This is a genomic window from Geodermatophilus sp. SYSU D00766, from assembly GCF_054049915.1.
Genome location: NZ_JBJGYI010000027.1, coordinates 39,353 through 64,598, shown reverse-complemented (window position 1 = coordinate 64,598; position 25,246 = coordinate 39,353). Strand labels below are relative to the sequence as shown.

Here is a 25,246-nt window from a genome sequence, read left to right as displayed (position 1 = left end):
CGTCCTGTATATCTTATCCAGCACCGACAAGGGAGGTCCGTCCATGGCCCGTACCTACGAGCTGGCGCCCTTCCTGGGCGCGCCCCGGCCGGTCGAGCTGGTCGCCCGCCTGCTGGACGCGCAGGCCGACCCGCGGGGGCTGACGCTGCGGTGCGGCACCGACCGACACGAGCCCGAGCTGCAGGACTACTACGGCACCGTCGCCGAGACCGTCCTCTCCCCGCCCGTCCCCGGCCGGGACGTGACGGTGCGGCTCGACGTCTGGACACCGCACGTGGTGCGCGTCCGGTACCTGCCCGACGGGCTCCCCGACGCCGAGCCGCCCTCACCGGTGCTCACCGGGCACCCCGACGCCGAGGTCCCCCTGGAGGTCCGCGAGGAGGCCGACCGGCTCGTGCTGAGCACCGCGGCGGTCGACGTCGTCGTCGTGCGCGAGCCGTGGCGGCTGGAGGTGCGCGACCGCGGCGGGGCGCTGCTGTGGGGCACGAAGCCGGTCGACATCCCCGGGTTGCGCCGGCCCGAGCGGCAGTGGAGCCCCGCCGAGCAGCGGTGGCTTTTCCTCCACCGGTACGCCTATCCCCTCGGCTGCACCCGCGACGGCGACCGGACGGCGGCCTTCGCCTCCTTCGACCTGCGCCACGACGAGCGGGTGCACGGGTTCGGCGAGGGCTTCGGCCGCTTCGACAGGGTCGGCACGAGCCAGCGGCTGTGGATCCAGGAGGCCTTCTCCAACGCCAGCCCCGCGGCCTACAAGCAGGTCCCCTGGTACTGGAGCAGCCGCGGCTACGGGTTGTTCGTCCACACGACCCAGCCGCTGGCCTTCCGGGTCGGCGACCTCGAGCACTCGGCCCTCTCGGTGGTCGCCGAGGACACCGCCGAGCTCGACCTGTTCGTCGTCGCGGCGCGGACCGCGCGCGAGGCGCTCCCCCGCTACACCGCCCTGACCGGCGCCCCGGCCGTGCCGCCGCGGTGGAGCCTGGGGCTGTGGATGTCGCGGATCACCTACTCCTCGCAGGAGGAGGTCGAGGAGGTGGCGGCGCGGCTGCGCCAGCACCGGATCCCCTGCGACGTCATCCACGTCGACACCGGCTGGTTCGCGAAGGACTACACCTGCGACCTGGCGTTCTCCCCCGAGCGCTTCCCCGACCCGGCCGGCATGTGCGCCCGGCTCGCCGAGCAGGGCTTCCGGGTCTCGCTGTGGCAGTGGCCCAACTACAACGTCGCCTCCCCGCTGTTCGACGAGGGCGTCGAGGGCGGGTACCTGGCCCGGCGCAGCAGCGGGCACACCTACACCTACGCCGGGGGCTACGGCGAGGACGCCGGCTTCGTCGACTTCACCGACCCCGAGGCGGTCGCCTGGTACCAGGGCAAGCTCGCGGCGCTGTTCGCCGCGGGCGTGGCCGCCATCAAGGTCGACTACGGCGAGGGCGCTCCCCCGCAGGCCCGCTACGCCGGCGCCTCGCCCACCGCCGCGCGCAACCTCTACCCGCTGCTCTACCAGCAGGCGGTCTGGGACGCCTCGGTCGCCGCGCGCGGCGAGGGCGAGGCGGTGCTCTGGGCGCGGGCCGGCTGGGCGGGCTCGCAGCGGTACCCGGTGCACTGGTCCGGCGACGGCGTGGCCCGGTTCGAGGACCTGCCGTGCGTGCTGCGCGCCACGCTGTCGATGGGCCTGTCCGGCTTCCCCTTCTACGCCCACGACATCGGCGGGTTCTCGGGCCTGCCCGACGGGGAGCTCTACGTCCGCTGGGCGCAGCTGGGCCTGCTCTCCTCGCACGCGCGGGCCCACGGGACCCCGCCCCGCGAGCCGTGGGAGTTCGGCGAGGAGGTCGAGGCGGTGGTGCGCCGGTTCGTCGAGCTGCGGTACCGGCTGCTGCCCTACCTGTGGACCGAGTCGGTGGCCGCCGGGCGCACCAGCCTGCCCGTGGTGCGGCCGCTGCTGCTGGAGTTCCCCGAGGACCCGGGGAGCGCCGGCGTCGACGACCAGTACCTGCTCGGCGACCGCCTGCTCGTCGCCCCCCTGCTCGAGGAGGGCGCCCGCTCCCGCCGCGTGTACCTGCCGCCGGGCACGTGGGTGGCGCCGTTCACCGGCGAGGTCACCGACGGCGGCGGTTTCCGGACCGTGGACGCGCCGCTGGACGTCGTCCCGATGTGGGTGCGCGGCGACACCGTGCTGCCCCTGGGACCGGTCCGCCAGCACGTCGACGAGCAGGTCGACGGCCCGCTGACCCTGCTGCTGGCGGCGCCGTCCTCCGAGGGCGAGTACGAGGTCGACACCGGTGCGGGCCGGACCCGGGTGGCCCACCGCTCCGACGGCGACGCCGTGGAGGTGACCGTGGGCCCGGTCGACGTCCCCGTGGAGCTGGTGGTGCTCGGCGCCGGACCGTTCACCCGGGCCACCGGCGCCGGCCCGCCACGCGCGGTCCCCGGCGGCGTCGCCGTCCCCGTGGACGCCGGGTCGGGCGCGCGTGTGCTGCTCACCCGCTGACCGGCCAGAGGACCGGGCAGATCCGCGGGTCGGTGTAGTCCGGCCGGCCGTCGACGACCCGGACGAGCTCGTCGTTGCGGTGGTAGGCCGCCGGGTCGGCAACCCGCCGGTTGTCCGCGGGCTGCAGGTGGATCGCCATCGAGCGACGGGGGTCCGCGGTGCGGTTGGGGCCGCTGCCGTGCACCGTCCGGCAGTGGTGGAACGTGACGTCGCCGCGCCGCAGGTCGGGCACGACCACGCGGACCTCGTGACCGGCGGCGGCCATGGCGGCCTGCTGGGCGGCCAGGTCGGACGCGAAGAAGTCCAGGCCCCGCTGCTCGGGCCAGCGGTGGCTGCCCGGGACGAAGGCGATCCCGCCCACCGCCTCGGTGCAGTCGGAGAAGGGCACCCAGCAGGTGAGCATCCGCTCGCTGGTGCACGCCTGCCAGTACTGGCGGTCGGTGTGCCAGCCGACGTTGCCGCTGTCGTCGCCCAGGCTGCCGGGCTTGTACAGCAGCTGGTCGTGGAACAGCCGGATGGCCGGCACGCCGGCCAGGGCGGCGGCGAAGGCGCCGATGCCGGGCCACTCGACCAGCGTGGCCAGCTCGGTGACCGTGCGGGAGGTGTAGTCGTTCTTGCGCAGCCCGTCCCCGTGCTCGGGACGCCAGTCGCAGGAGTCGTAGCGGGTGCGGCCGGGGAACGGGGCGTCCACGTCGCCGGCGTAGAAGCGGGCCATGCCGCGCTCGGCCGCGTCGAGCACGCCGGCGGGCACCAGCCCGCGGACGACGACGACGCCGTCGCGGACGTAGGCGGCGATCTCGTCGTCGGTGGGCAGTCGGACGTCGGACGCGGTCGGTGAGGTGGTCATGGGACCGACGCTAGGCAGCCGGCCCGCGCCGGGTGTGCGCGATCGTCCGGCGTCCGTGCCGGATGCTCCGGCCCCCCGCGGGGACGGCGCCGGCTGGCGGCTGTGGCTGCCGCGCGGCACCGAGACCGGAGTGCACGCCGAGACCGACGGCGAGCCGAGCGGGCTGCTGCACGCCGGGGAGAACTGGGTCGGCGACCGGTTCGCCGTGGCCGACCACGAGCACCGGGGCTGGGAGCTGTTCCTGCAGCTGCACGGCGCCTCGCGGTGGGAGGTCGGCGGGCAGGACCTGCAGCTGGCGCCCGGCTGGCTGGTCGCCGTCCCGCCGGGCACCCGCCACCGCACGGTGCCCCGCGCGCGCAGCGGCGGGCGGCACCACTTCGCCTACGCCGCCTTCGACGCCGAGGCGGTCGGTCGCCGCCGTCCGGCGCTGGCCGGCCTCTGGCCGGCCCGCACCCTCTGGACGCCCGGCGGCGCGTCGCTCACCGCTCCCCTCCGCACGCTGGTCCGGGAGGTCACCGAGCACCGCGACCACGGCGAGATCGCGCTGGAGGCCGCCCTCGACCTGCTGGTGGTGGAGGCCGCGCGCTGCCTGCTCGGGAACGGCGCGGCCCGCCTGCGCGTGCCGCGCTCGCCGGTGGTCGCGCGGGCCCGCCGGCTCCTCGACGACGCCTACGACCGCCCCTGGCGGCTGGCCGAGCTGGCGGCCGCCTGCGCGGTGTCCCGCGCCCGCCTCGCCGAGCTGTTCACCGCCGAGGTGGGCCAGCCGCCCTACAGCTACCTCCTCGAACGCCGCGTGGAGCGCGCCGCGGAGCTGCTGCGGACGACGGACCGCTCGGTGGCGGAGGTGGCCGCCGAGGTCGGCTTCTCCTCCTCCGCCCAGCTGGGACGCACCTTCACCCGGGTGCTGGGGACGTCGCCGAGCAGGTGGCGCCGCCGCTCCCGCGCGGGGTGAGGGGACCCGCCGCACCGGACCGTCGACCACCACGGAGGACAGACCGTGCACGACTCCGAGGCCACCGACCGCGGGCGCCTGGCCCGCGTCGTCGAGGAGCTGCTGCTGCCGAACCTGTACCGGGAGCGACGGCCCCTGGACGTGGCCGCCTGGCCCGCGCCCGGCGAGCCGGTGCCCTTCGCCGAGGCCCGCCGGCAGCGGTACGAGCCCGTCGGCGTGGGCACCCCGTGGGGGCGCCCCTGGAGCACCGTCTGGTTCCACCTCACCGGGGAGGTGCCCGGGGCCTGGTGGTCGCGCGGCGAGGCCGTGGAGGTCGTGGTCGACCTCGGCTTCCGGGCCGGGATGCCCGACGGGCAGGCGGAGGGACTGGCCCACCGGCCGGACGGGTCGGTGCTGAAGGCGGTCCAGCCACGCAGCCGCTGGCTGCCCGTCGAGGACGCCGACGGGCGGGTCGACGTCTACCTGGAGGCGGCCGCCAACCCCGTGGTCACCGAGACCTGGTCGTGGCACCCGACGCCCTACGGCGACCTCGCCACCGCGCCGCCCGAGCCGCTCCACGTCCTGCGCCGGGCCGACGTCGCGGTGCGCGCCGTCGAGGTCGCGGAGCTGCTGCACGACGTCGAGGTGCTGGCCGGCCTGGCCGACGAGATCCCGGCCGACCTCCCGCGCCGGGCCGAGCTGCTGAGCGCCCTGCAGCGGGCGGTGGACCGGCTCGACCCGGACGACGTGCACGGGACGGCGGCCGACGCCCGCGCCGCGCTGGCCCCGGCGCTGGCCCGGCCGGCGCACGCCAGCGCCCACCGCGTCCTCGCCACCGGCCACGCCCACATCGACTCCGCCTGGCTGTGGCCGGTCCGGGAGACGGTCCGCAAGTGCGCGCGCACGTTCGCCAACGTGCTCGACCTCCTCGACCGGCACGAGGACCTGGTGTTCTCCTGCTCGTCGGCCCAGCAGTGGGCGTGGGTGCAGGAGCACTCCCCGGTGCTCTGGGAGCGGATGGCCGCCCGGGCCGCCGAGGGCCGGTTCGTACCGGTGGGCGGGATGTGGGTGGAGGCGGACACCAACATGCCGGGCTCGGAGGCCCTGGCCCGCCAGTTCGTGATGGGCAGGCGGTGGTTCCTCACCGAGCTCGGCATCGAGCCCGGGGACGTGTGGCTGCCCGACTCCTTCGGCTACAGCGCGGCGCTCCCCCAGGTCGCCACGGCCGCGGGCGCCCGCTGGTTCCTCACCCAGAAGCCGTCGTGGAACGACACGAACCGGCTGCCGCACTCGACGTTCCTGTGGGAGGGCATCGACGGCACGCGGCTGTTCACCCACTGCCCGCCGGTGGACACCTACAGCGCCGAGCTGACCGCCGCCGAGCTCGCCCGCGCCCAGCGCCACTACCGCGAGGCCGGGCACGGCAGCACCTCCCTGGTGCCCTTCGGGCACGGCGACGGCGGCGGCGGGCCGACCCGGGAGATGCTCGCGCGGGCCCGGCGCACGGCCGACCTGGAGGGCTCACCGCGCGTGCGCCTGGGCACCGTCGCCGACTTCTTCACCGAGGCCGAGGACGAGCTGCCCGAGCCGGCGGTGTGGTCCGGCGAGCTCTACCTGGAGACCCACCGGGGCGTCTACACCTCCCAGCTGCGCACCAAGCAGGGCAACCGCCGCAGCGAGCACCTGCTGCGCGCCGCGGAGCTGTGGGCGACCACGGCGATGGTCCGCGCCGGGATCCCCTACCCCGCCCGCGAGCTGGAGGAGGCGTGGCGCACCGTGCTCCTCCAGCAGTTCCACGACGTCCTGCCGGGCAGCTCGATCGCCTGGGTGCACCGCGAGGCGGAGGCCGGGTACGCCCGCGTCCGCGACGCCCTCGAGGCGGTCGTCGAGCGGTCGCTGGCCGCCCTGACGGGGACCGGCGACGTCGTCCTGGCGGTCAACTCCGCGCCGGTGCCGCTCGCCGGCGTCCCGGCCCTGTCCGTCGCGACCGCCGAGCCGGACGCCGCCGCGCCGGTCACCGCGGCCGAGCGCCCCGGCGGCGGCTGGGTCCTGGACAACGGGGTCCTGCGGGTCGAGGTCGACGGGCGGGGGCTGCTGACCTCCGTGCGCGACCTGGCCCTCGACCGGGAGCTGGTCCCGGCGGGGCGGGCCGCCGGCCTGCTGCGGCTGCACGACGACCGGCCGGCCCGGTACGAGGCCTGGGACCTCGACCGCAGCGTCGACCGGCGCGTCCGGGACCTGACGGCGGCCGACGGCGTGGCGCTGACCCGTGCCGACGACGAGGCGGTCGTCGTGGAGGTCGTGAGGAGCACCGGCAGCAGCACCGTCCGGCAGGAGACCGTGCTGCGCGCCGGGGCGCGCGCGGTCGACCTGCACCTCGACGTCGACTGGCACGAGCGGCGCAGCCTGCTGACGCTGGAGTTCCCGGTGGACGTGCACGCGGAGCGGGCGGCCTCGGAGATCCAGTTCGGCCACGTGTACCGGCCGACGCACGAGAACACCTCCTGGGACGCCGCGCGCTTCGAGACCTGCGCGCACCGCTGGGTGCACGTCGGGGAACCCGGCTTCGGGGTGGCCGTCGCCAACGACTCGACCTACGGCCACGGCATCCGGCGGGAGCGGGCCGACCGGCACGGGCCGGCGGCCACCGTGGTCCGGCTGTCGCTGCTGCGCGCGCCGCGGTTCCCCGACCCGGAGGCCGACCAGGGGCGGCACCGCCTGGCGGTGTCCCTGGTGTGCGGCACCGACCTGGCCGGCGCCGTGGCCGAGGGCCAGCGGCTCAACCAGCCGGTGCGGCACCGGACCGGCGCCCGGCCGGTGGCCCCGCTGGTCCGCGTCGAGGACCCGGGCGTGCTGGTCGAGGCGGTCAAGGCCGCCGAGGACGGGTCCGGCGACGTCGTCGTCCGGCTCTACGAGGCCCTGGGGCGCCGGACCCGCACCCGGCTCCTGCCCGGGTTCGGCTGCTCGGGGGTGGTGGAGACCGACCTGCTGGAGCGGGCGGTGGCGCCCCGGGCGGTCCGCACCTCCGCCGGGGACGCCGGAGACGCCGGGGACGCCGGGGACGCGGTGGAGCTGGAGGTGCGGCCCTTCCAGATCGTCACGCTCCGCTTCACCGAGGTGACCGGGGGCTGACCCCCGTCACCCGCCGGACTCCCGCCGGAACGCGCCGGTGGTCCGCCCGGTGGCCGCCCGGAACCGCCGGGCGAGGTGGTGCTCGTCGCTGAAGCCGAGGCTGGCGGCGATCTCGCGGTTGCCCAGCGACGTGCGGCGCAGCAGCTCCGCCGCCGCCTCGATCCGCCGCTGCGCCCGGTAGCGGGCCGGGGGGACCCCGGTCTCTGCCTGGAAGCGCTTGCGCCACGACTCGTACCCCAGGCCCACCTCGGCGGCCACGTCCGCGAGCGCCAGCGGCTCGGACAGGTCGGCCGCGAGCCGGGCCCGGGACCGGGCCAGCCACCCGCCGGGGCCGCCGTCGGCCGCGGGGCCGGACCGCCGGGCGGCGAGCTCGGCGAGCAGCCGCAGCACGTCGCAGACCTCGTCGTCGACCCCGGCGGCGCCCAGCGGGGGGCGCCGGGTGCGGAACCCGTCCAGCCGGGACAGCCACCACTCCACCGGCGCGAGCCGGTGCACCGGCCGGCCGGCACCCAGCAGCCCCTGCTGCAGGCACAGGTCGAAGACCGGCCCCTCGAACACCAGGTGCACCTCGTCCCACCGGCCGGGCCCGGTGCACCCGTACCAGTGCGGGCGGCCGGGCAGCACCTCGACCAGGTCGCCCGGGACCAGGGGCAGGTCGTGCTCCCGGTCGCGGTACCGGCCGCCCCCGCCGAACACCAGCATCAGCGCGTACCCGTCGAAGCGGCGCAGGCCCGGCAGGGGGATCCCGCGCCCGCCCTCGATCCGGCCCGCGTTGCGCACCCGGCCCAGCCGCCCCGGCGGCGCGGCGCGGTGGCTGACCTGCGCCCGCCCGGTGTCCACGCGCGGCCCCCTACCACCCGGTGCACGGGGCGCCACGGCGTTCCCGGCCGGTCGGCGGTGCCGTCCCTAGCGTCCCTCCCGCGACGGCGTCCGCCGCGTCCCCCCGCAGCCCCGAGGAGCCGAGATGACCCTGCCCACCGCGCAGCTGCCCGACCTGCGCAACCCGCACCCCGTCGACGACGACACCGCGGCCGCGTTCGCGCGGGACGGGCACGTCCTGGTGCGCGGACTGGCCTCGCCCGAGGAGGTGGCCCCGTACCGGGAGGTGGTCTCCGAGGCGACCCGCCGGCACGCCACCGAGACCCGGCCGCTCGAGGAGCGCGACACCTACGGCCGGGCGTTCCTGCAGGTGCCGAACCTGTGGCGGCAGGACGCCGGGGTGGCCCGGTTCGTCACCGCGGCGCGGTTCGCCGGGGTCGCCGCCCGCCTGCTCGGCGCCGACGGGGTGCGGCTCTACCACGACCAGGCGCTGTACAAGGAGGCCGGCGGCGGCCCGACGCCCTGGCACCAGGACGCGCTGTACTGGCCGTTCGACACCGACCTGACCGTCACCATGTGGATGCCGCTGGTCGACGTCGCCGAGGACATGGGCGGGCTGTCCTTCGCCAGCGGCTCGCACCGCCGCCGCGCGCTCGGCGAGCACGTCATCTCCGACGCCTCCGACGACTTCTTCACCGAGCTGCTGTCCCGGGGGGAGTACCCGGTGGTGGAGCACGGCCCGGTGCGCGCCGGCGACGCGACCTTCCACCTCGGCTGGACGCTGCACCGCGCCCGCCCCAACACCAGCGCCGTCCTGCGCGAGGTCATGACGGTCATCTACGTGGCCGACGGCTTGGGGGTGGCCGAGCCCGCCAACCGCGACCAGGCCGCCGACCTGGCCACGTGGCTGCCCGGCCACGCTCCCGGGGACCCCGTCGGCGGGGAGCTCAACCCGCGGCTGCCGGCCTGACCGGTGCGCCCCGGTCAGCGTCGGCAGCCGCCCTCGCGGTCGGGGCGCACCTCGGCGGCGAAGAGGTCCTCGTAGCCCTTCCAGCGGTAGGGGTCGGTACCGGCCACCAGGACGACGTCCCGGTGGTCGGTCTTGCCCAGGTGCACGCCGGGCCGGTGGAACCACGGCAGCAGCGACTGCGCGCTCATGTAGTGGTGCACCAGGGCGCGGCGGGTCCCCCGGCGGGCCGTGTTGGGCAGCGACTTGTGCAGCAGGTAGCCGTCGAACAGGACGACGTCGCCGGCGTCGACCTCCAGCGGCACCGCGTCCTCGTCCCGGTAGGGGAAGTCGAAGGCCTCGACGGTGCAGTCGTAGCGGGGGTCGTCGTGCTCGCGGTCGGGGTAGAGCACCCCGGCGCGGTGCGACCCGGGCAGCGCCCAGAGGCAGCCGTTGTCGACGCGGGCGTCGTCCAGGGCGATCCAGGCCGCCGTGAGCGACCGGTCCCGGGTCGGGATGAACAGCTCGTCCTGGTGCCAGGCCTGTCCCGGCTTGCCCTCGGACTTGAGGAAGAGCATCGACTGCATCGACTTGACGTCCGGGCCGATGACCCGGGTCAGCGCGTCGACCAGCACCGGGTGCGCCAGCGTGTCCCGCAGCAGCGGGGAGGCCTTGTGCGGGAAGTGCAGGCACAGGTAGCGCCGCAGCACCTCGTCGTCGGCGTCGTCGGAGGCGTCGTCGGAGGCGTCGTCGTCGGGGTACCGGCCGGCGGGGCCGGCCGTCCCGGCGGGAGCGCCGGGGTCCCGCTCGGCGACGGTGTCGGGGTCGAAGTCCACCGTGCCCCAGTCGGCGCGGCAGAGCCGGACCGCCTCGGCGTTGACGGCGGCGACCTCCGCGGGGCTGAACGCCCCGCGGAGGACGACGTAGCCGTCGCGGTGGTAGTCCTCGAGCCAGTCGGCCCGGACGCCGTGGGTGGTCATGGTCGGGATCTCCTCGGGGGTCAGGCGTCGGCGCGGGCGACCATGTTGAGGAACTTCCGGGTCCGCTCCTCGCGGGGGTTCTCCAGGACCTCCGCCGGCGTGCCCTCCTCGACGACGCGCCCGCCGTCCATGAACACGACCTTGTCGGCCACCTCGCGGGCGAAGCGGACCTCGTGGGTGACGACGATCATCGTCATCCCGGCGTCGGCCAGCCGGCGCATGACCGACAGCACCTCGCCGACCAGCTCCGGGTCCAGGGCGGAGGTCGGCTCGTCGAACAGCATGAGCCGCGGGGTGATCGCCAGCGCCCGGGCGATGGCCACCCGCTGCTGCTGGCCACCGGAGAGCCGGTGCGGGAGGTGGTGGACGTGCCGGTCGAGGCCGACGTCGGCGAGCAGTCCGAGCGCCGTCGCCCGGGCCGTCTCCGGCTTCTCGCCGAACACCTCGACGGGCGCGATGGTCACGTTGTCGATCACCGGCAGGTGGTCGAACAGGTTGAAGTGCTGGAACACGAAGCCGATCCGCGCCTTGGCCCGCGCCCGGTCCAGCCGGTCGGACGGCTTGAGCGCACCGTCGACCCGGCGGTACCCGACGTGCTCGCCCTCCACGAGGATCTCGCCCCCGTCGACGGACTCCAGGTGGTTGACCAGGCGGAGGAACGTGCTCTTGCCCGACCCGCTCGGTCCCATGAGGACGACCACCTCGCCGCGCCGCACCGTGAGGTCGACGCCGCTGAGGATCTCCCGGTCGCCGTAGGACTTGCGGACGCCGCGGGCGGTGACGACCTCCTCGCTGCCGGCCTCGGCGAGGCTCTGCTGGGCGATGACCGCGGTGACCCCCCGGTGCGCCCGGGCCTCGGCGACGGCCGCCTCGTCGGTGGCGGCGGCGTCGTTCGCGCCGGCAGGGGCACCGGGACCGCCGGTGAGCGGGGCGTCCGGGCCGGACCCGCCGTCCATCTCGCCACCCCGGCGCCGGCCGCGGATCCCCAGCATCCGGGCCATCACGCCGTTGCGCTCGGTGACCTCCCGGTCGAGGGAGTACCGGCGCTCCAGCATGTTCTGGACGATGCTCAGCGCGGTCGTGATGAGCAGGTAGATCGCCGCCGCGGCGCCGAAGATGGGGAAGAACTGGAAGGTCTGCGACACGAAGGTCTGCGCGACGAGGGTCAGCTCCTCGACGGCGATGACGGAGGCGAGCGACGTGGCCTTGAGCAGGGAGATGGTGTTGTTCCCGAGCGCCGGCACGATGGCCCGCAGCGCCTGGGGCAGCACGATCCGGCGGAGGGTGAGCACCGGCCCCATGCCCAGCGAGTGCGCCGCGACGACCTGGCTCGGGCCGACCGACCGGATGCCACCCCGGATGATCTCGCCGGCGAAGGCCGCCTCGTTCAGCGCGAAGCCGATGACCGCGGTCCAGAACGACGAGAGCGGCACGCCGATCGCCGGGAACATCACGTAGAAGAAGACCAGCTGCAGCAGCAGCGGCGTCCCCCGCATGAACCACACGTAGAAGGCGGCCGGCCAGCGCAGCCAGGCGTGCTTGGACTCGCGCATGAGCGCGAGCAGGAGCCCCAGCACGAGTGCTCCGGTCATCGCCAGGGCGGCGATCTGGACGGCGACCCAGGCGCCCTCCCAGAGGGCAGGCAGTCTCAGGTAGTACCAGAAGTCGGCCATGTCGGTCTCTCAGTCCGTTCGGATGGGTGTGCTCGGGGCCCCCGCTCGGAGGTCACCGGGTCACTGGACGATCTCCGGGTCGATGACGGCGTCGGCGGAGAAGCCCCACTCCTCGGCGATGGCGACGACCTGGTCGTCCTCGTGCATCGCGACGAGGGCGTCGTGGATGCCGTTGAGCAGCTCCTCGTTGTCCTTGCCGACGCCGATCCCGAACCGGAAGTCCGACACCAGGTCGAAGCCGACCTCGAGGCCGTCGAACTCGTCGGCCAGGTAGGCGGCCACACCGGTGTCGGTCAGGAAGACGTCGGCCCGCTGGTCGGTCAGGGCGCTCACCATCTGGTTGTTGGTGGTGAAGTCCAGCGTCTCGATGGCCGGCTGCCCGCCGGCCAGGCACTGCTCGTTCTGCTGGGCGGCCAGCTCGACCTCGACGGTGCCGACGACCTGGGCGACCGTGGTCCCGCACAGGTCCTCCAGGCCGCCGATGTCGGAGGGGTTGCCCTGCTGCACCACGGCCGACTGCGAGGCGTTCATGTACGTGACGAAGGAGACCTCCTGGGCCCGCTCCTCGGTGGCGTACATGCCCGAGGTGATCAGGTCGATCCGGTCGGACTGCAGCGCCGGGATCAGGCCGTTGAAGTCGGTCTTCTGGTACGTGTACTCGAAGCCGAGGCACTCGGAGACCGCGCGCATCAGGTCCGGCTCCAGGCCGATCACCTCGTCGGGCCGCGACTCGTCGACGAGGTTGTAGTAGTTCAGGCCCGGGGTCGAGCCGATGGTCAGGGTCTGCCCCTCCAGGTCAGGGTACTGCTCCCCGACGTCGGAGCAGGAGCCCGCCGCCTCGTCGGCCACGCCCTCCTCGGCCTGGGCGGCGACCGCGTTCTGCCGTTCACCGCCGCTGCACCCGGTGGCGAGCAGCGCCGCCGCCGCGGTCAGGACGAAGATCCGGGTGTTCCTCATGGGGTGTCTCCTCGGTCGGGGATCCGGTGACGGGGCTCGACGGGTGGGTGTCCCCGTGAGACCCGGATCACAGTCGCTGTCTGATTCTTTATACGGTATTAGCGAGGTGTCAAGGGAACGCCGCGGTCCGCCGCCGCACCCCGTCCGCCGTCCGCGCCGGGCGCCGGCCTCAGCGGTGCCCGCCGGGCGGGTGCTCCGCGACCCTGGTGACGACGGGGTCGTGCCCGCAGACGACCCGCGCGTCCGTGGCGGCCGCCAGCGAGACGAGCCTGTCCATCGACGCGCGCGCGAGCTCGGGGGTGGAGCCGCTGGTGGAGCCGCACCCCCGCCGGTCGATCCAGTTCTGGGCGAGTTCGGCCGCGTCGGACGGGAAGAGCCACGTGCCGGTCTGCGGGAGGTCGACCCGCAGCGACACGTGCCCGGGCGTGTGGCCCGGCGTGGACAGCGCGGTGACCCCCGGCGCGACCTCGGTGTCGCCGCTCAGGGACACCCAGCCGTCCCCCAGCGGCGCCCAGTCCGCCCGGTCGAAGCCCTCCTCGAAGCGGGGTGCCCCGGAGCGGGCGAAGGCGATCTCGTCCTCGTGCAGCGCCACGGGGACGCCGGCGGCGGCGAGCAGCCCGATCCCTCCCGCGTGGTCCCAGTGCAGGTGGCTGATGACCGCCAGCCCGAGGTCGCCGACGGTGAGGCCCACGTCGGACAGCGCGGCCCGCAGCGGTTCGCCGTCCCGCCCCCACGTCCACCGCCCCGGCCCGGGATCGGCCGGGAAGACCGGGGGGACGGCTCCCCGCTCCGGGGTGTCGCGGCCGCCCCGGTAGGTCTCGTCGACCCGGCGGGCGTCGTGGTTGGCCCGGCGCATGCCCGAGTCGAAGAGGACCCAGCCGTCGTCGGTCTCGACGAGGGCCCCGGTGATCGGCGCCCAGAAGAGCGTGTCCGGGTCCCCGGCGACCGACAGTGACTTGGGGATCAGCTCGGCACCGAAGGTGAGCACGAAGAGCCGCCGCGCCCGGCTCCCGGTCACCGGCTGTGCCCGGCGCGGACGGACGGCGGGGCCGGCGACCGCGACGGGTCGCCCGCGTACCCGCGCCCCGCTGTCCGGGAGGTGCACAGGCGCACCAGCACGAGGTAGACGGCGGAGGAGACCAGCAGGCCGGGGATCCAGGACAGGTCCGCGTCGCCCAGCGCCGCGGCGGCCAGGCCGGTGTACCACCCGTTGGCGACGAAGGGCACGGCCGCCGCGACGCCCACGGCGTAGGCGACGAGGGCGGGGACGTTGAACCCCGCGAAGGTCCAGGTGGCCGGGTCCCGGTAGTAGCGGCCGCGCCGGTCGAAGAACCCGCGCACGTCGTACTCCCCGCGCCGCACCAGGTAGAAGTCGAGCAGGTTGATCGCCCCCCACGGCACGAAGCCCAGCGTCAGGAAGGACAGGAAGTTGCCCACCTGCGCGTAGAAGTCCGCCGACGCCTGCAGCGCCAGGAAGGTGCCGAGCAGCAGGGTGGGCAGCAGCATGGCGATCCGCAGGCCGACCGACGGGCGGAACGTCCGGAACGACGAGGCCGCGGTGATCAGGTTCAGCATGCTGCCGTACAGGTTGAGGGCGTTGTTGCCCGCGATGGCCGCCGCGGTGACCAGGAGGACGACCGCGGCCAGCGCCCCGCCTCCGAGGACCTCCCCGACCGCCTGGAAGGTGTCGGTGCCGACGACCTGGGCGGCGAGGAAGACACCCAGCAGCTCCGACCAGACCGAGGCGAGGACCGCGCCCGCGAAGGTCGCGGTGAACGCCGCGCGGGCCGGGGTGTCGACCGGCAGGTAGCGGGAGTAGTCCGAGACGTAGGGCGCGTAGGTCAGCAGGAACGTCGCGATGATCCCCAGGGCGCCGAAGAACGGGCCGGGGGCGAACCCGGAGACGGTGAGGACGACCCCCTCCCGGGCGACGGTCACGGCGGTGACGACGGTGACGACGACGACGGCGGCTGCCAGGGGCCACACCGCCCACTTCGCCGTCAGGTGGATGGCCCGGTAGCCGAGCAGTGCCAGCAGCAGGCTGATCGCCACGCTGACGAGGACGCCCTGGTTGACCGACACGGCGGGCGCGGCCGCGGCCAGCGCCTGGCCGCTGATGACCGCGGTGAGCGTGAAGAAGCCGGCGTAGAGGAGCGCCGCCAGCACCACGGGCAGCAGCGCGCCGTAGAAGCCGAACTGGCCGCGGCTCTGGATCAGCTGGGGGACCCCGAGCCGGGCGCCCTGGACGGAGTGCAGGGCCATGAACGTCCCACCGAGGACGTTGCCGAGGACCACGACGACCAGCGACCAGAAGACGTTGTTGCCCAGGGCCACGGCGAGGGCGCCGAAGACGGCACCGCCGATGTTGAGGTTCGCGGAGAACCAGACGGAGAACAGGTCCCGCGCCCGCCCCCGCCGGTCGGCCGGGTCGACGACGTCGATGTGGTGCTTCTCGAGGACGCTGCGGTCCGCTGCGACGGCTTCGCTCATCGGTGCTCCCTCCGGACGCCCCGGTACCCAGGGGGTGACGGCCGTCGGCCGCGACGGGCTGGTGGGGCTCTCGACCGCCCCGCTCCTCGGCGGGGACGGCAGATCGTATAAAGAATACGAATGATGACCCGGAGGATGTCAACCCTCCGGACGCCGTGCGGTCAGCCGAGCTGCCAGCCGCCGTCGACCACGATCGACTGCCCGGTGACGTAGCCGGCCATGTCGGAGGCCAGCCAGACGTAGGCGTCGGCGACCTCCGCGGGACGCGCCATCCGCCGGCTGGGGATCCGCGCCAGCATGGCCTGCTCCACCGCCTCCGGCGAGGACCCGGTCAGGCGGGCGCGCTCGGCGATCAGGTCGCGGATCATCACGGTGTCGACCTGGCCGGGGCACACCGCGTTGACGGTGATGCCGCTCTCCCCCAGCTCGGCGGCCAGGCACTGCGCCAGCCCCACCACGCCGAACTTGCTCGACGAGTAGGCGGTGTTCTCGACCCCTCCCCGCAGGCCGAACAGGGAGGAGGAGACGATGATCCGGCCACCACGGCCGGCCTGCACCATCCGCCGCGCCCCCTCGCGACAGGTGAGGAACGTGCCGGTGAGGTTGACGTCGAGGACCCGGCGGTAGTCCGCCGCCGACAGGTCCAGGGCGCGCTCGAGCACCAGGATCCCGGCGTTGGCCACCAGGACGTCGACGGCCCCCAGCGCGGCCTCCGCCTCGTCGAACGCGGCGGCCACCGACACCTCGTCGGTCACGTCCACGGCGACGCCGGCCACGCGGGCGCCGTCGGCCCGCAGGTGGGCGGCCGCCTCCCGCACCGCCCCCTCGGCGACGTCGGCCAGGACGACGGCGGCACCGGCGGCCGCCAGTCGCGCCCCCACCTCCCGGCCGATCCCCCGCGCGCCTCCGGTCACCAGCGCCACGCGCCCGTCGAGCAGTCCCATGAGCGGTCCCCTCCCCTGTCCCTGTTGCCCGATCTTGAGATACTGTATAAACAATCTCCAGCCCGGTGCGACGGCCCGTGTCCGTCCGGCACCGCGCGTCCCGTCCGGCCACATCCCCCGTCCCGAGTGGAGAAGCCCGTGACCCAGACCGATCTCGCCCCGGCTCCGACCGCGGACCCGCCGCCGCGCGACGAGCAGCTCCACCTGCTGCGGTTGATGCTGCGCATCCGGCGCTTCGAGGAGAAGCTCGCCTACCTGTTCAAGCGGGGGCGCCTGCCCGGGTTCGTGCACCTCTACCTCGGTGAGGAGGCGGTGGCGGTCGGCGTGTGCTCGGCGCTGCGCGCCGACGACCGCATCACCAGCACCCACCGCGGCCACGGCCACCTCATCGCCAAGGGCGCCGAGGTCGACCGGATGATGGCCGAGCTGCTCGGCAAGGTCGACGGCTACTGCCGCGGCAAGGGCGGCTCGATGCACATCGTCGACTTCGGGCTCGGCATCATCGGCACCAACGGCATCGTCGGCGGCGGCATCCCGATCGGCACCGGCTCGGCGTGGGGCGACAAGCAGCTCGGCCGGGACAACGTCACGGCGACCTTCTTCGGCGACGGCGCCTCCAACCAGGGCGTCTTCTTCGAGTCGATGAACCTCGCGTCGGTGTGGAAGCTGCCGGTCGTCTTCGTCTGCGAGAACAACCAGTACACCGAGTGGACGCACACCTCGAAGCTCACCGCGGGGCGGATCGCCGACCGCGGCCGGGCGATGGACATCCCGGGTGTCCAGATCGACGGCAACGACGTCCTGGCCGTGCGGCAGGCCACGGACGAGGCCGTCGCCCGCGCCCGGGCCGGTGAGGGCCCCACGCTCATCGAGGCCATGACCTACCGCTGGCACGGCCACAACGAGGGCGAGGAGGCCTTCGCCGGCGACTACCGCCCGCGCGAGGAGCAGGACCACTGGCGGGCGAGGGAGCCGATCGCCGCCTACCGCCGCCACCTGGTGGCCGCCGGCATCACCGAGGCCGACCTCGACGCCGTCGACGCCGAGGAGACCCAGGCCGTCGAGCGGGCGCTGGCCTTCGCCGAGGCCAGCCCGTTCCCGGACGCCGAGGAGGCGCTCCAGGCCCTCTACGCCCAGCACGCCGACGACGACCGAGGGGACATCTGAGATGACCGCCACCACCAGCGCCCCGCCGGCCGCCACCGCGCCGGCCGTGCGCCGCGAGTACTTCATCAAGGCGATGCAGGAGGGCCTGCGCGACGCCATGCGCGAGGACCCCACCGTCGTCGTCCTCGGTGAGGACGTCGACCGCTCGATCATCGGGGCCACCCGCGGCCTGATCCAGGAGTTCGGGGAGGACCGCGTCCGCAACACGCCCATCTCCGAGGCCACGTTCGTCGGGGCCTGCGTCGGCGCGGCCGCGGTCGGCCTGCGGCCGGTCGTGGACCTGATGGTCGGTTCCTTCTTCTACGTGGCCATGGACCAGGTGGCCAACCAGGCGGCGAAGCTGCGCTACATGTCCGGCGGCCAGGTCGAGCTGCCCATCGTCTACTTCACGATGAGCGGCCCCTCCGGCGCCGCCGCGGCCCAGCACAGCGAGAACCCGCACCCGATGCTCATGAACGTCGCCGGGCTGAAGGTCGTCATGCCGTCGACGCCCTACGACGCCAAGGGCCTCATGGTCACGGCGGTGCGCGACCCCAACCCCGTCGTCTACTTCCAGGACGCCGTGCTGGGCGGCACCAAGGGCGAGGTGCCCGAGGAGCCCTACGCGATCCCGTTCGGGGTCGCCGACGTGAAGCGGACCGGCACCGACGTCACCGTCGTCGCCATCGGTGCCCTGGTGCCCAAGGCGCTCAAGGTCGCCCGCGCGCTGGAGTCCGAGGGCGTCTCCGTCGAGGTCGTGGACCCGCGCACCCTGGTACCCCTCGACCGGGACACGATCCTGGCGTCGGTGGCCAAGACCGGGCGCCTGGTGGTGTGCGACAACGCCCGGCTGACCTGCGGCGTCGCGAGCGAGATCACCGCGATGGTCAGCGAGGCCGCCTTCGGCTCGCTGAAGAGCGCTCCCCAGCGGGTGGCCTGGGAGGACGTCCCGGTGCCGTTCTCCCCCGTGCTGGAGAAGCGCGTGCTGGTCGACGAGCAGGAGATCCGCGCCGCCGTGCAGAAGACCCTGGAGGGCTGACCCGTGGACGTCGTGCTGCCCAAGTGGGGGATGACGATGCAGGAGGCCGTCGTCGGCGAGTGGCTGGTGGCCGTGGGTGACGAGGTCAGCGAGGGCCAGCCGCTGGTGACCGTCGAATCGGACAAGGTGGACGCCGACGTGGAGTCCCCCGGGTCCGGCGTGGTCGCCGAGATCCTGGTCGAGACCGGCGAGACGGCCGAGGTCGGCGCCGTCATCGCCCGGCTGCAGTGACCGCGGCGGGCGCGCCGGCGGTCGCCGACCGGCTGGTGCCGCTCTCCCGGGTGCGCCGCGCCGTGGTGCGCACCGTCCTCGCCTCGGCGGCGGTGCCGCAGTTCACCGTCGAGCGGACCGTCGACGTCCGGACGGTCCAGCAGCTGCGCGCGGCCGGTGGACGCCGCTTCTCCCTCAGCGACGCGCTGACCGCCGCCACGGCCGCCGGGTTGGTCGCCCACCGCCGGCTCAACGCCTCCTGGACCGAGGAGGGCATCGTCGAGCACGGGGCGGTCCACGTGGGCCTGGCCGTGGCGGTGGAGGACGGGCTGGTCGTCCCGGCCGTCCGCGACGCCGACCGCCGCACCCTGGGTGAGCTGGCCGCCGAGCGGGTCCGGCTCACCGCGGCGGCCCACGCGGGCACGCTGCGCCCCGACGACGTCTTCTCCGCCACCTTCACCATCTCCAACCTCGGCCCGCACGGGGTGCACCGCTTCCGCGCCCTCGTGCTCCCCCCGCAGGCGGCCGTCCTCGCCGTCGGCGCGGTGGTGGACGGCCGGCTCGAGCTGGCCCTCTCCTGCGACCACCGCGTCGTCGACGGCGCGCCGGCGGCCGGCTTCCTCGCCGAGGTCGCCGACCGGCTCGAGGATCCCGCCGGGCTCCCCGGAGCCCTCTCCGATGCCCTCCCCGGTGCCCTCCCCGATGCCCTCCCCGATGCCCCGGAGGCAGTCTCGTGACCCTCACCGCCCGGACCCGTTCGCGGGCCGACGCCAGCCTGGACCTGGCGCTCACCGTCCTCGCCGGCGTCCGCGCCGAGGCCGAACGGCGCGGCGCCGCCATGGGAGCCGCGGTCGTCGACGCCGGCGGCAACCTCGTCGCCGCCATCCGCATGGACGGCGCGCAGCTGGTCGCCCTCCCGCTGGCCACCGACAAGGCCTACACCGCGGTCGCGCTCGACGCGCCGACCGAGACGTGGGCGGGGTCCACCGCGCCCGGCGGCGCGGACTGGGGCATGTCCACCGCACTGGGCGGGCGCCTGGTGGTGTTCGCCGGCGGGCTGCCGATCCACGCCGACGGCGCCCTGGTCGGCGGGGTGGGTGTGAGCGGGGCGGCCGCCGCCGTCGACCGCGCCTGCGCCCTCGCCGGGCTGGCCGCCGCCGGGCTGGAGGGCTGACCGTGGTCTCGGTGCTGGTCGCCGGCGGAGCCCGCGGCATCGGCCGGGCCGTGGTGCGGGCGTTCCGCGAGCGCGGTGACGCCGTCCTGGTGGCCGACCGGGACGGGGACAGCGCCAAGGCGACCGCGGCCGAGGACCTGCCCGGACCGGCGGCCCCCTTCGTCGCCGACCTGGCCGACCCCGGGGCGGCGGCCGAGGCGGTGGCCGCGGCCGCCGCGCACGGCGGCGGGCTGGACGTCGTCTTCGCCAACGCGGGCCTGCTGCTCGCCCGGCCGCTCCCCGACTGGACGGTCGAGGACTGGGACCGCTCGCTGGCGGTCAACCTGCGCGCCCCGTTCCTGCTCACCCAGGCCGCCCTGCCCCACCTGCGCGCCTCCACCGTCCCCCGCGTCGTCATCACCTCCTCGACCGGGGCCCTGCGCGGACACGCGGGCATGCCCGCCTACCACGCCTCGAAGGCCGGGGTCCTGAACCTGGTGCGCGCGCTGGCCGACGAGCTCGGGCCGGAGGGGATCACGGTCAACGCCGTCTGCCCGGGCTGGATCGACACCCCGTTCAACGACGCGTTCTGGGACCACCAGGACGACCCCGCCGGCGCGCTGGCCCGGCTGGAGGCCGCCATCCCGCTGCGGCGGCAGGGCGTCCCCGAGGACGTCGTGGGCAGCGTCCTCTTCCTCGCCTCCCCCGGCGCCGCCTACGTCACCGGCCAGGCCCTGGTCGTCGACGGCGGCTACAGCGCCGTCTGAGGCGCCCGTCCCGTGACCGTCCCACCAGGAGGGCGACCGTGTCGCACCGGCTGCTGCTGAACGAACCCGCCCGGCTCGGGTGGCCCGCTCCCCCACCACGCCCGCCTGCGGGCGACGGTCCCCCCGGACCGCGGGAGTTCCACCGCCTGCTGCCCGGCTACCGGCCCACCGAGCTGCGCGACCTGCCGTCGCTGGCCGAGCGCCTGGGCGTCGGGTCGGTGGTGGCGAAGGTGGAGACCCTCCGGATGGGCCTGCCGGCCTACAAGATCCTGGGCGCCTCCTGGGCCACCTACCGCGCCGTGCTCGCCGCCCGGGCCGAGCCCGTCAGCGCCTGGTCTGACCTCGACGGGCTGAAGTCGCAGCTCGGGGACCTGGCCGGCACCCGCCTGGTCGCGGCCACGGACGGCAACCACGGGCGCGCCGTCGCGCGGATGGCCCGGCTCCTCGGCTGGGAGGCGCACGTCCTGGTGCCCGCGGGGACGGCGCAGGCGCGCATCGAGGGCATCACCGGCGAGGGGGCCGGCGTCGAGGTGGTCGACGGCAGCTACGAGGACGCCGTGACCCGCTCGGCCACGTACGCCGACGAGCGCACCCTCGTCGTCTCCGACACCGCCTGGGAGGGCTACCGGGACGTGCCCGGCTGGGTGGTCGACGGGTACGCCACCGTCTTCGCCGAGGTCGACGACCAGGTCGCCGAGGCCGGGCTGGCGCCGCCCACCCACGCGGTGGTCCCGGTCGGGGTCGGCAGCCTGGCCGCCGCCGCCGCGCACCACCACGGGCCCCGGGGGACGACGCTGGTCTCCGTCGAGCCCACGTCGGCGGCCTGCGTCATGGCCTCGGTGGCGGCCGGCACCTCGGTGGAGGTGCCCGGCCCGCACACCTCGAGCATGGCGGGGCTGAACTGCGGGCTGCCCTCGCCCCTGGCGCTGCCGGTCGTGCGGGACACCTTCCGCGGCCTGGTGGCCATCGACGACGCGTGGGCCGAGGAGGCCATGCGGGTCCTCGCGGGACTCGACCTCGCCGTCGGCGAGTCGGCCGCGGCCGCTCTCGGCGGGCTGCTGTGCCTGCGGCCGGAGGAGTCGGCCGCCCTCGGCCTGGACGCGTCGGCCTCGGTGCTGCTGGTGCTCACCGAGGGCGTCACCGATCCGGTGAACTACGCGCGGGTCCTGGCCGGGTCGCGAGCGGCGGAACGATGATCGGCGCGCTCCGGCCGGTGATCCCGCGCCGTCCGTCCGGTCAGGCAGAATCGTTCTGGAACCAAGGGGGCACCACCGTGACCACGAGCACGTCGACGCCGCAGCACGGCCACCCAGCACTCGCGTCCCTCGACTCCGGCACGCTGCCGGCCCGGATCCACGAGATCCTCGAGGACGCCATCATCCAGGGCGTCTTCGCCCCCGGCGAGCGCCTGCACACCGACCGCCTGGCGGCGCAGTACGGCGTGAGCCGGATCCCGGTGCGGGAGGCCATGCGCTCCCTGCACGAGGCCGGCTGGGTCGACATCCGCCCGCGCTACGGCGCCTACGTGCGCGAGCGGTCGGGAGAGGAGCTGACCGCGCTCTTCGAGGCCCGGGCCGTGATCGAGGGGGCCATCGCCGAGTGGGCCGCCCAGCGCCGCACGCCGGCCGACCTGGAGGCGCTGCGCCGCGTGGTCGACCGCAGCCGGCGGCTGCTGGAGCTCGGGGACGACGAGGCCCTGGAGCGGTCGGGCTCGGACTTCTACGCGGCGATGCGGACGGCGTCCCACAACGAGGTGCTGGGCACCCTCTCGACGGAGCTGCACAAGCGCGCCCGCTTCTACTTCCACATGGTCGCCGGCGACCTCGGCAGCGACTGGGTCTCGCTGCACGAGCAGCTCGCCGACCTCGTCGGCCGCGGGGACGCGGCGGAGGCCGGCCGGCTCGCCCGGCAGCACGTGCTCGACACCGGGGAGGCGGTCGCCCAGCTGCTCGGGGAGCAGGACGCGCGCGAGGCCCGCTGAGCCGCACCCGTCTCCCGGCAGGCCCGGGACCGGCCGGAAGCCCCTACCCAGGCCGGGTCGCGGTCGGGACGCTGTCCCCACGCCGCCGGACCGCCGGACGTCGACGGCGCCCCTCCCCGAGGAGGACGCATGACGGTGCAGGAGCAGGCGACGGTCCCGATCCGGACGCCCGACCAGCGGCTGCGGGTGTTCGTGAGCTCCACCCTCACCGAGCTCGCCGGGGAGCGCGCCGCGGTGGCGCGGGCCGTCACGGCGCTGCGGCTGACCCCGGTGATGTTCGAGCTCGGGGCCCGGCCGCACCCGCCCCGTGAGCTGTACCGGGCCTACCTGGCGCAGTCCGACGTCTTCATCGGCCTGTACTGGCAGCGGTACGGCTGGATCGGACCCGACATGGACGTCTCGGGCCTGGAGGACGAGTTCCGGCTGTCGGGCTCGATGCCCCGGCTGCTCTACGTCAAGGAGCCGGCCCCCGAGCGGGAGGCCCGGCTGACGGCCATGATCGGCGAGCTCCAGTCGCAGGGGACCGACTCCTACCGGCCGTTCCGCACCCCCCGGGAGCTGGCCCGGCTGGTCCGCGACGACCTCGCGCTGCTGCTGAGCGAGCGGTTCGCGACGGCGGAGCGCACCGGCGCCCCCTCCCCGGGATCCCCGCCCGCGGACCGGCCGGCGACGCGGACCCTGCCGCTGACGTCGACGTCGCTGATCGGACGCGAGCAGGACATCGCCGCCGTCACGGCGCTGCTGGCCTCCCCCGAGGCGCGGCTGGTGACGCTCACCGGCCCGGGCGGGGTGGGCAAGACCCGGCTGGCGATCGCCGTGGCCGAGCGGGTGCAGGCCGGCTACCCGCGCGGGGCGGTGTTCGTGCCGCTGGCCTCCGTCGACGACCCGGCGCGGGTGCTGCCGCGCGTCTCCGCCGTCCTCGGCCTCCCGCCCGACGCCGCGCGCCCGCCCCTGGAGGCGCTGGCCGAGCACCTCGCGGAGGCGCCGACCCTGCTCGTCCTGGACAACCTCGAACAGGTCGTGGCCGTCGCCGCCGATCTCGACGGCCTGCTGGCGCGCTGCCCCGGCCTCACGATCCTGGCCACCAGCCGCACCGCCCTGCGGCTGCGGGCCGAGCGGGAGTACGCGGTGGGGCCGCTGACGGTGCCGGAGCCCTCCCGTCTGCCGACGACGGAGGAGCTGGCCGCGCTCCCCGCCGTCCGGCTGTTCGTCGACCGGGCCCGCGCGGTCCGCTACGACTTCGCGCTCACCGAGGACAACGCGCCGGCGGTGGCCGAGATCTGCCGGCGCCTCGACGGGCTGCCGCTGGCCATCGAGCTGGCGGCGGCGCGCACCCGCCTGCTGCCCCCCGACGCGCTGCTCGCGCGGCTCGGCACGCGCCTCGACGCGCTGGGGTCCGGGCCGGTCGACCTGCCCGAGCGCCAGCGCACCCTCCGCGCGGCCGTCGAGTGGAGCGTCGGCCTGCTGACCGACGCCGAGCGCCGGATGCTGGCGACCCTGTCGGTCTTCGCCGGGGGCTGGAGCGCCGAGGCCGCCGCGCACGTCTCCGGCCTGCCGGAGGACACCGCGCTGGACCTGCTCGACGCGCTCGCCCGGAACAGCCTGGTGACCATCGACCTCACCGACGCCGGTCCCCGGTTCCGCATGCTGGCGGCGGTGCGGGAGCTCGCCGCCGAGCGCCTCGCCGGCAGCCCGGACGCCGACGGCGTGGCCCGCCGCCACGCCGAGTACGTCGTCGGGCTGGTGGAGCACGCCGACTGGCCCACCGAGCACCAGGGCGAGTGGGCCGCCCGCCTGCGCACCGAGGAGGAGAACCTCCGGGTCGCCATCCGCTGGTTCCTCGCGCACGACATCACGCCGCTCCCCCACGTCTTCCGCATCCTCTGGCTGTTCTGGCAGATGCGCGGGCGCATGCCCGAGGGCCGGGCGTGGATCGACGAGGTCCAGCTGCGCGCCGCGGCACTGGACGACCGGGGCCGGGCCGAGCTGCTGCTCACCTCGGCCGTCACCGCGGTCGAGGTCGGCGACGACGACCGTGCGCTCACCGCCGTCGACGGGTTGCGCGCCCTGGAGGGCCGGTTCGACGACCCGTACCTGGTCGACTCCGCGCAGCTGGCCGTCTCGTGGATCCTCCCGATCACCGGCGACCTCGAGGGCGCGCTGCGGATCGCGTCGTCGGCCCTGGAGGGTCTGCGCCGCCAGAACGAGCCCTTCGCCGCGTTCGCCGCCCTCACCGTCGGCATGCTGGAGATGGCGCTGGACCGGGACGAGGCCGCCCGCGCGCACCTCGCGGAGGTCGACGAGCACGGTGGGCGGCTGGACAACGAGTGGCTGACGGCGACGGCCCGCACCCAGCTGGCCACCCTGGCGGTGCGGTCCGGCGACCTGGACGAGGCGCAGGCGCTGCTGGTCGCGTCGGTCGACGGGGGCGAGGACGCCGAGGTGAGCACCCTGACGCTGACCTTCGCCCTGGTCGCCGCCGCCGGGCTCGCGCTGGCCCGGGGCGACGCCCGGCGCGCCGCGACGGCCCTCGGCGCGGCCGACGGGCTGCGCCGGCGGGCGGGGCTGCGGGCCTGGCCGTCGGCGCGGCCGGGCGAGGCCGCCCTCGCCGGCCGCGTGGCGGGCGCCGTCGACGCCTCCCACTTCGCCGATGCCTTCACCGACGCCTTCGCCGCCGGCGCCGCGCTCGACCACCGCCGCGCGGTCGCCCTGGTCCGCGGCCGGTAGCCGTCCCGGAACCCCCGGG

General features: G+C 75.3%; 21 protein-coding genes. 13 read left to right on the top strand and 8 right to left on the bottom strand.

All coding sequences use genetic code 11. The features are described from left to right. Window positions 1–43: 43 nt before the first annotated feature. Complete coding sequence (locus tag ACI8AD_RS17880; protein WP_456871871.1) at window positions 44–2,485, top strand: glycoside hydrolase family 31 protein; 2,442 nt, start codon at window positions 44–46, stop codon at window positions 2,483–2,485. On the opposite strand, the gene ACI8AD_RS17875 is transcribed toward ACI8AD_RS17880, so the two are convergent. Beyond that, on the bottom strand, window positions 2,475–3,332 hold the full coding sequence (locus ACI8AD_RS17875) for a phytanoyl-CoA dioxygenase family protein (RefSeq protein WP_456871870.1): 858 nt from the start codon (window positions 3,330–3,332) through the stop codon (window positions 2,475–2,477). The genes ACI8AD_RS17880 and ACI8AD_RS17875 overlap by 11 nt on opposite strands. 55 nt (window positions 3,333–3,387) lie before the next feature. Here ACI8AD_RS17875 and ACI8AD_RS17870 point away from each other — a divergent pair, with 55 nt between their 5' ends. Continuing rightward, window positions 3,388–4,284, top strand: coding sequence for a helix-turn-helix domain-containing protein (locus ACI8AD_RS17870; RefSeq protein ID WP_456871869.1), 897 nt, complete (start codon window positions 3,388–3,390; stop codon window positions 4,282–4,284). Window positions 4,285–4,329: 45 nt separating this feature from the next. Beyond that, complete coding sequence (locus ACI8AD_RS17865) at window positions 4,330–7,395, top strand: alpha-mannosidase (protein WP_456871868.1); 3,066 nt, start codon at window positions 4,330–4,332, stop codon at window positions 7,393–7,395. A gap of 6 nt (window positions 7,396–7,401) precedes the next feature. Here the strand turns inward: ACI8AD_RS17865 and ACI8AD_RS17860 are convergent, their stop codons facing one another. Continuing rightward, window positions 7,402–8,235 carry a helix-turn-helix domain-containing protein gene (locus ACI8AD_RS17860; protein ID WP_456871867.1) on the bottom strand — a complete coding sequence of 278 codons (834 nt, stop codon included), beginning with the start codon at window positions 8,233–8,235 and terminating at the stop codon, window positions 7,402–7,404. Between the two features lie 124 nt (window positions 8,236–8,359). Here ACI8AD_RS17860 and ACI8AD_RS17855 point away from each other — a divergent pair, with 124 nt between their 5' ends. Then, window positions 8,360–9,184 carry a phytanoyl-CoA dioxygenase family protein gene (locus tag ACI8AD_RS17855; protein ID WP_456871866.1) on the top strand — a complete coding sequence of 275 codons (825 nt, stop codon included), beginning with the start codon at window positions 8,360–8,362 and terminating at the stop codon, window positions 9,182–9,184. Window positions 9,185–9,198: 14 nt separating this feature from the next. Here ACI8AD_RS17855 and ACI8AD_RS17850 read toward each other — a convergent pair whose 3' ends face one another. The 6 genes from ACI8AD_RS17850 to ACI8AD_RS17825 form a co-directional block, all read right to left on the bottom strand. Next, complete coding sequence (locus ACI8AD_RS17850; protein WP_456871865.1) at window positions 9,199–10,140, bottom strand: phytanoyl-CoA dioxygenase family protein; 942 nt, start codon at window positions 10,138–10,140, stop codon at window positions 9,199–9,201. Window positions 10,141–10,160: 20 nt separating this feature from the next. After that, a complete protein-coding gene (locus tag ACI8AD_RS17845; RefSeq protein WP_456871864.1) occupies window positions 10,161–11,813 on the bottom strand; it encodes an amino acid ABC transporter permease/ATP-binding protein in 1,653 nt (550 codons plus the stop codon). 60 nt (window positions 11,814–11,873) lie between these two features. Further along, window positions 11,874–12,770 (bottom strand): ABC transporter substrate-binding protein, encoded by an 897-nt coding sequence (locus tag ACI8AD_RS17840; protein ID WP_456871863.1) that lies wholly within the window; start codon window positions 12,768–12,770, stop codon window positions 11,874–11,876. Between the two features lie 169 nt (window positions 12,771–12,939). Then, entirely contained in the window at window positions 12,940–13,788 is an 849-nt protein-coding gene (locus tag ACI8AD_RS17835) for an N-acyl homoserine lactonase family protein (RefSeq protein ID WP_456871862.1), read from the bottom strand. Further along, window positions 13,785–15,260, bottom strand: a complete 1,476-nt coding sequence (locus ACI8AD_RS17830; RefSeq protein ID WP_456871861.1) for a purine-cytosine permease family protein — start codon at window positions 15,258–15,260, stop codon at window positions 13,785–13,787. Before ACI8AD_RS17830 ends, ACI8AD_RS17835 begins: the two co-directional genes overlap by 4 nt. A gap of 161 nt (window positions 15,261–15,421) precedes the next feature. After that, on the bottom strand, window positions 15,422–16,204 hold the full coding sequence (locus ACI8AD_RS17825; protein ID WP_456871860.1) for an SDR family NAD(P)-dependent oxidoreductase: 783 nt from the start codon (window positions 16,202–16,204) through the stop codon (window positions 15,422–15,424). A 138-nt stretch (window positions 16,205–16,342) separates the two neighbouring features. On the opposite strand from ACI8AD_RS17825, the gene ACI8AD_RS17820 reads away from it, so the two are divergent. From ACI8AD_RS17820 to ACI8AD_RS17780, 9 genes are all read left to right on the top strand, one after another. Next, window positions 16,343–17,371 (top strand): thiamine pyrophosphate-dependent dehydrogenase E1 component subunit alpha, encoded by a 1,029-nt coding sequence (locus ACI8AD_RS17820; protein WP_456871859.1) that lies wholly within the window; start codon window positions 16,343–16,345, stop codon window positions 17,369–17,371. Window position 17,372: 1 nt separating this feature from the next. Beyond that, on the top strand, window positions 17,373–18,389 hold the full coding sequence (locus ACI8AD_RS17815) for an alpha-ketoacid dehydrogenase subunit beta (protein ID WP_456871858.1): 1,017 nt from the start codon (window positions 17,373–17,375) through the stop codon (window positions 18,387–18,389). A 3-nt stretch (window positions 18,390–18,392) separates the two neighbouring features. Further along, window positions 18,393–18,620: a biotin/lipoyl-containing protein gene (locus tag ACI8AD_RS17810; RefSeq protein ID WP_456871857.1), complete on the top strand. Its 228-nt coding sequence runs from the start codon at window positions 18,393–18,395 to the stop codon at window positions 18,618–18,620. Beyond that, complete coding sequence (locus tag ACI8AD_RS17805; RefSeq protein ID WP_456871856.1) at window positions 18,617–19,336, top strand: 2-oxo acid dehydrogenase subunit E2; 720 nt, start codon at window positions 18,617–18,619, stop codon at window positions 19,334–19,336. Before ACI8AD_RS17810 ends, ACI8AD_RS17805 begins: the two co-directional genes overlap by 4 nt. Next, a complete protein-coding gene (locus tag ACI8AD_RS17800) occupies window positions 19,333–19,773 on the top strand; it encodes a GlcG/HbpS family heme-binding protein (protein WP_456871855.1) in 441 nt (146 codons plus the stop codon). The genes ACI8AD_RS17805 and ACI8AD_RS17800 overlap by 4 nt, the downstream gene beginning before the upstream one ends. A 2-nt stretch (window positions 19,774–19,775) precedes the next feature. Continuing rightward, entirely contained in the window at window positions 19,776–20,519 is a 744-nt protein-coding gene (locus ACI8AD_RS17795) for an SDR family NAD(P)-dependent oxidoreductase (RefSeq protein WP_456871854.1), read from the top strand. Window positions 20,520–20,557: 38 nt separating this feature from the next. Next, window positions 20,558–21,715: a diaminopropionate ammonia-lyase gene (locus ACI8AD_RS17790; protein WP_456871853.1), complete on the top strand. Its 1,158-nt coding sequence runs from the start codon at window positions 20,558–20,560 to the stop codon at window positions 21,713–21,715. 77 nt (window positions 21,716–21,792) lie between these two features. Next, the gene (locus ACI8AD_RS17785) at window positions 21,793–22,500 is read left to right on the top strand and encodes a GntR family transcriptional regulator (protein WP_456871852.1); all 708 of its coding nucleotides are present in this window, start codon (window positions 21,793–21,795) and stop codon (window positions 22,498–22,500) included. A 129-nt stretch (window positions 22,501–22,629) separates the two neighbouring features. Further along, on the top strand, window positions 22,630–25,227 hold the full coding sequence (locus ACI8AD_RS17780; protein ID WP_456871851.1) for a DUF4062 domain-containing protein: 2,598 nt from the start codon (window positions 22,630–22,632) through the stop codon (window positions 25,225–25,227). Window positions 25,228–25,246: the final 19 nt, after the last annotated feature.

Bases quoted from the DNA above. Each gene is read 5' to 3' on its own strand.
- ACI8AD_RS17815 (WP_456871858.1), top strand. From the start codon at position 17,373: ATGACCGCCACCACCAGCGCCCCGCCGGCCGCCACCGCGCCGGCCGTG.
- ACI8AD_RS17850 (WP_456871865.1), bottom strand. From the start codon at position 10,140: ATGACCACCCACGGCGTCCGGGCCGACTGGCTCGAGGACTACCACCGC.
- ACI8AD_RS17780 (WP_456871851.1), top strand. From the start codon at position 22,630: ATGACGGTGCAGGAGCAGGCGACGGTCCCGATCCGGACGCCCGACCAG.
- ACI8AD_RS17830 (WP_456871861.1), bottom strand. From the start codon at position 15,260: ATGAGCGAAGCCGTCGCAGCGGACCGCAGCGTCCTCGAGAAGCACCAC.
- ACI8AD_RS17825 (WP_456871860.1), bottom strand. From the start codon at position 16,204: ATGGGACTGCTCGACGGGCGCGTGGCGCTGGTGACCGGAGGCGCGCGG.
- ACI8AD_RS17880 (WP_456871871.1), top strand. From the start codon at position 44: ATGGCCCGTACCTACGAGCTGGCGCCCTTCCTGGGCGCGCCCCGGCCG.
- ACI8AD_RS17840 (WP_456871863.1), bottom strand. From the start codon at position 12,770: ATGAGGAACACCCGGATCTTCGTCCTGACCGCGGCGGCGGCGCTGCTC.
- ACI8AD_RS17845 (WP_456871864.1), bottom strand. From the start codon at position 11,813: ATGGCCGACTTCTGGTACTACCTGAGACTGCCTGCCCTCTGGGAGGGC.
- ACI8AD_RS17855 (WP_456871866.1), top strand. From the start codon at position 8,360: ATGACCCTGCCCACCGCGCAGCTGCCCGACCTGCGCAACCCGCACCCC.
- ACI8AD_RS17875 (WP_456871870.1), bottom strand. From the start codon at position 3,332: ATGACCACCTCACCGACCGCGTCCGACGTCCGACTGCCCACCGACGAC.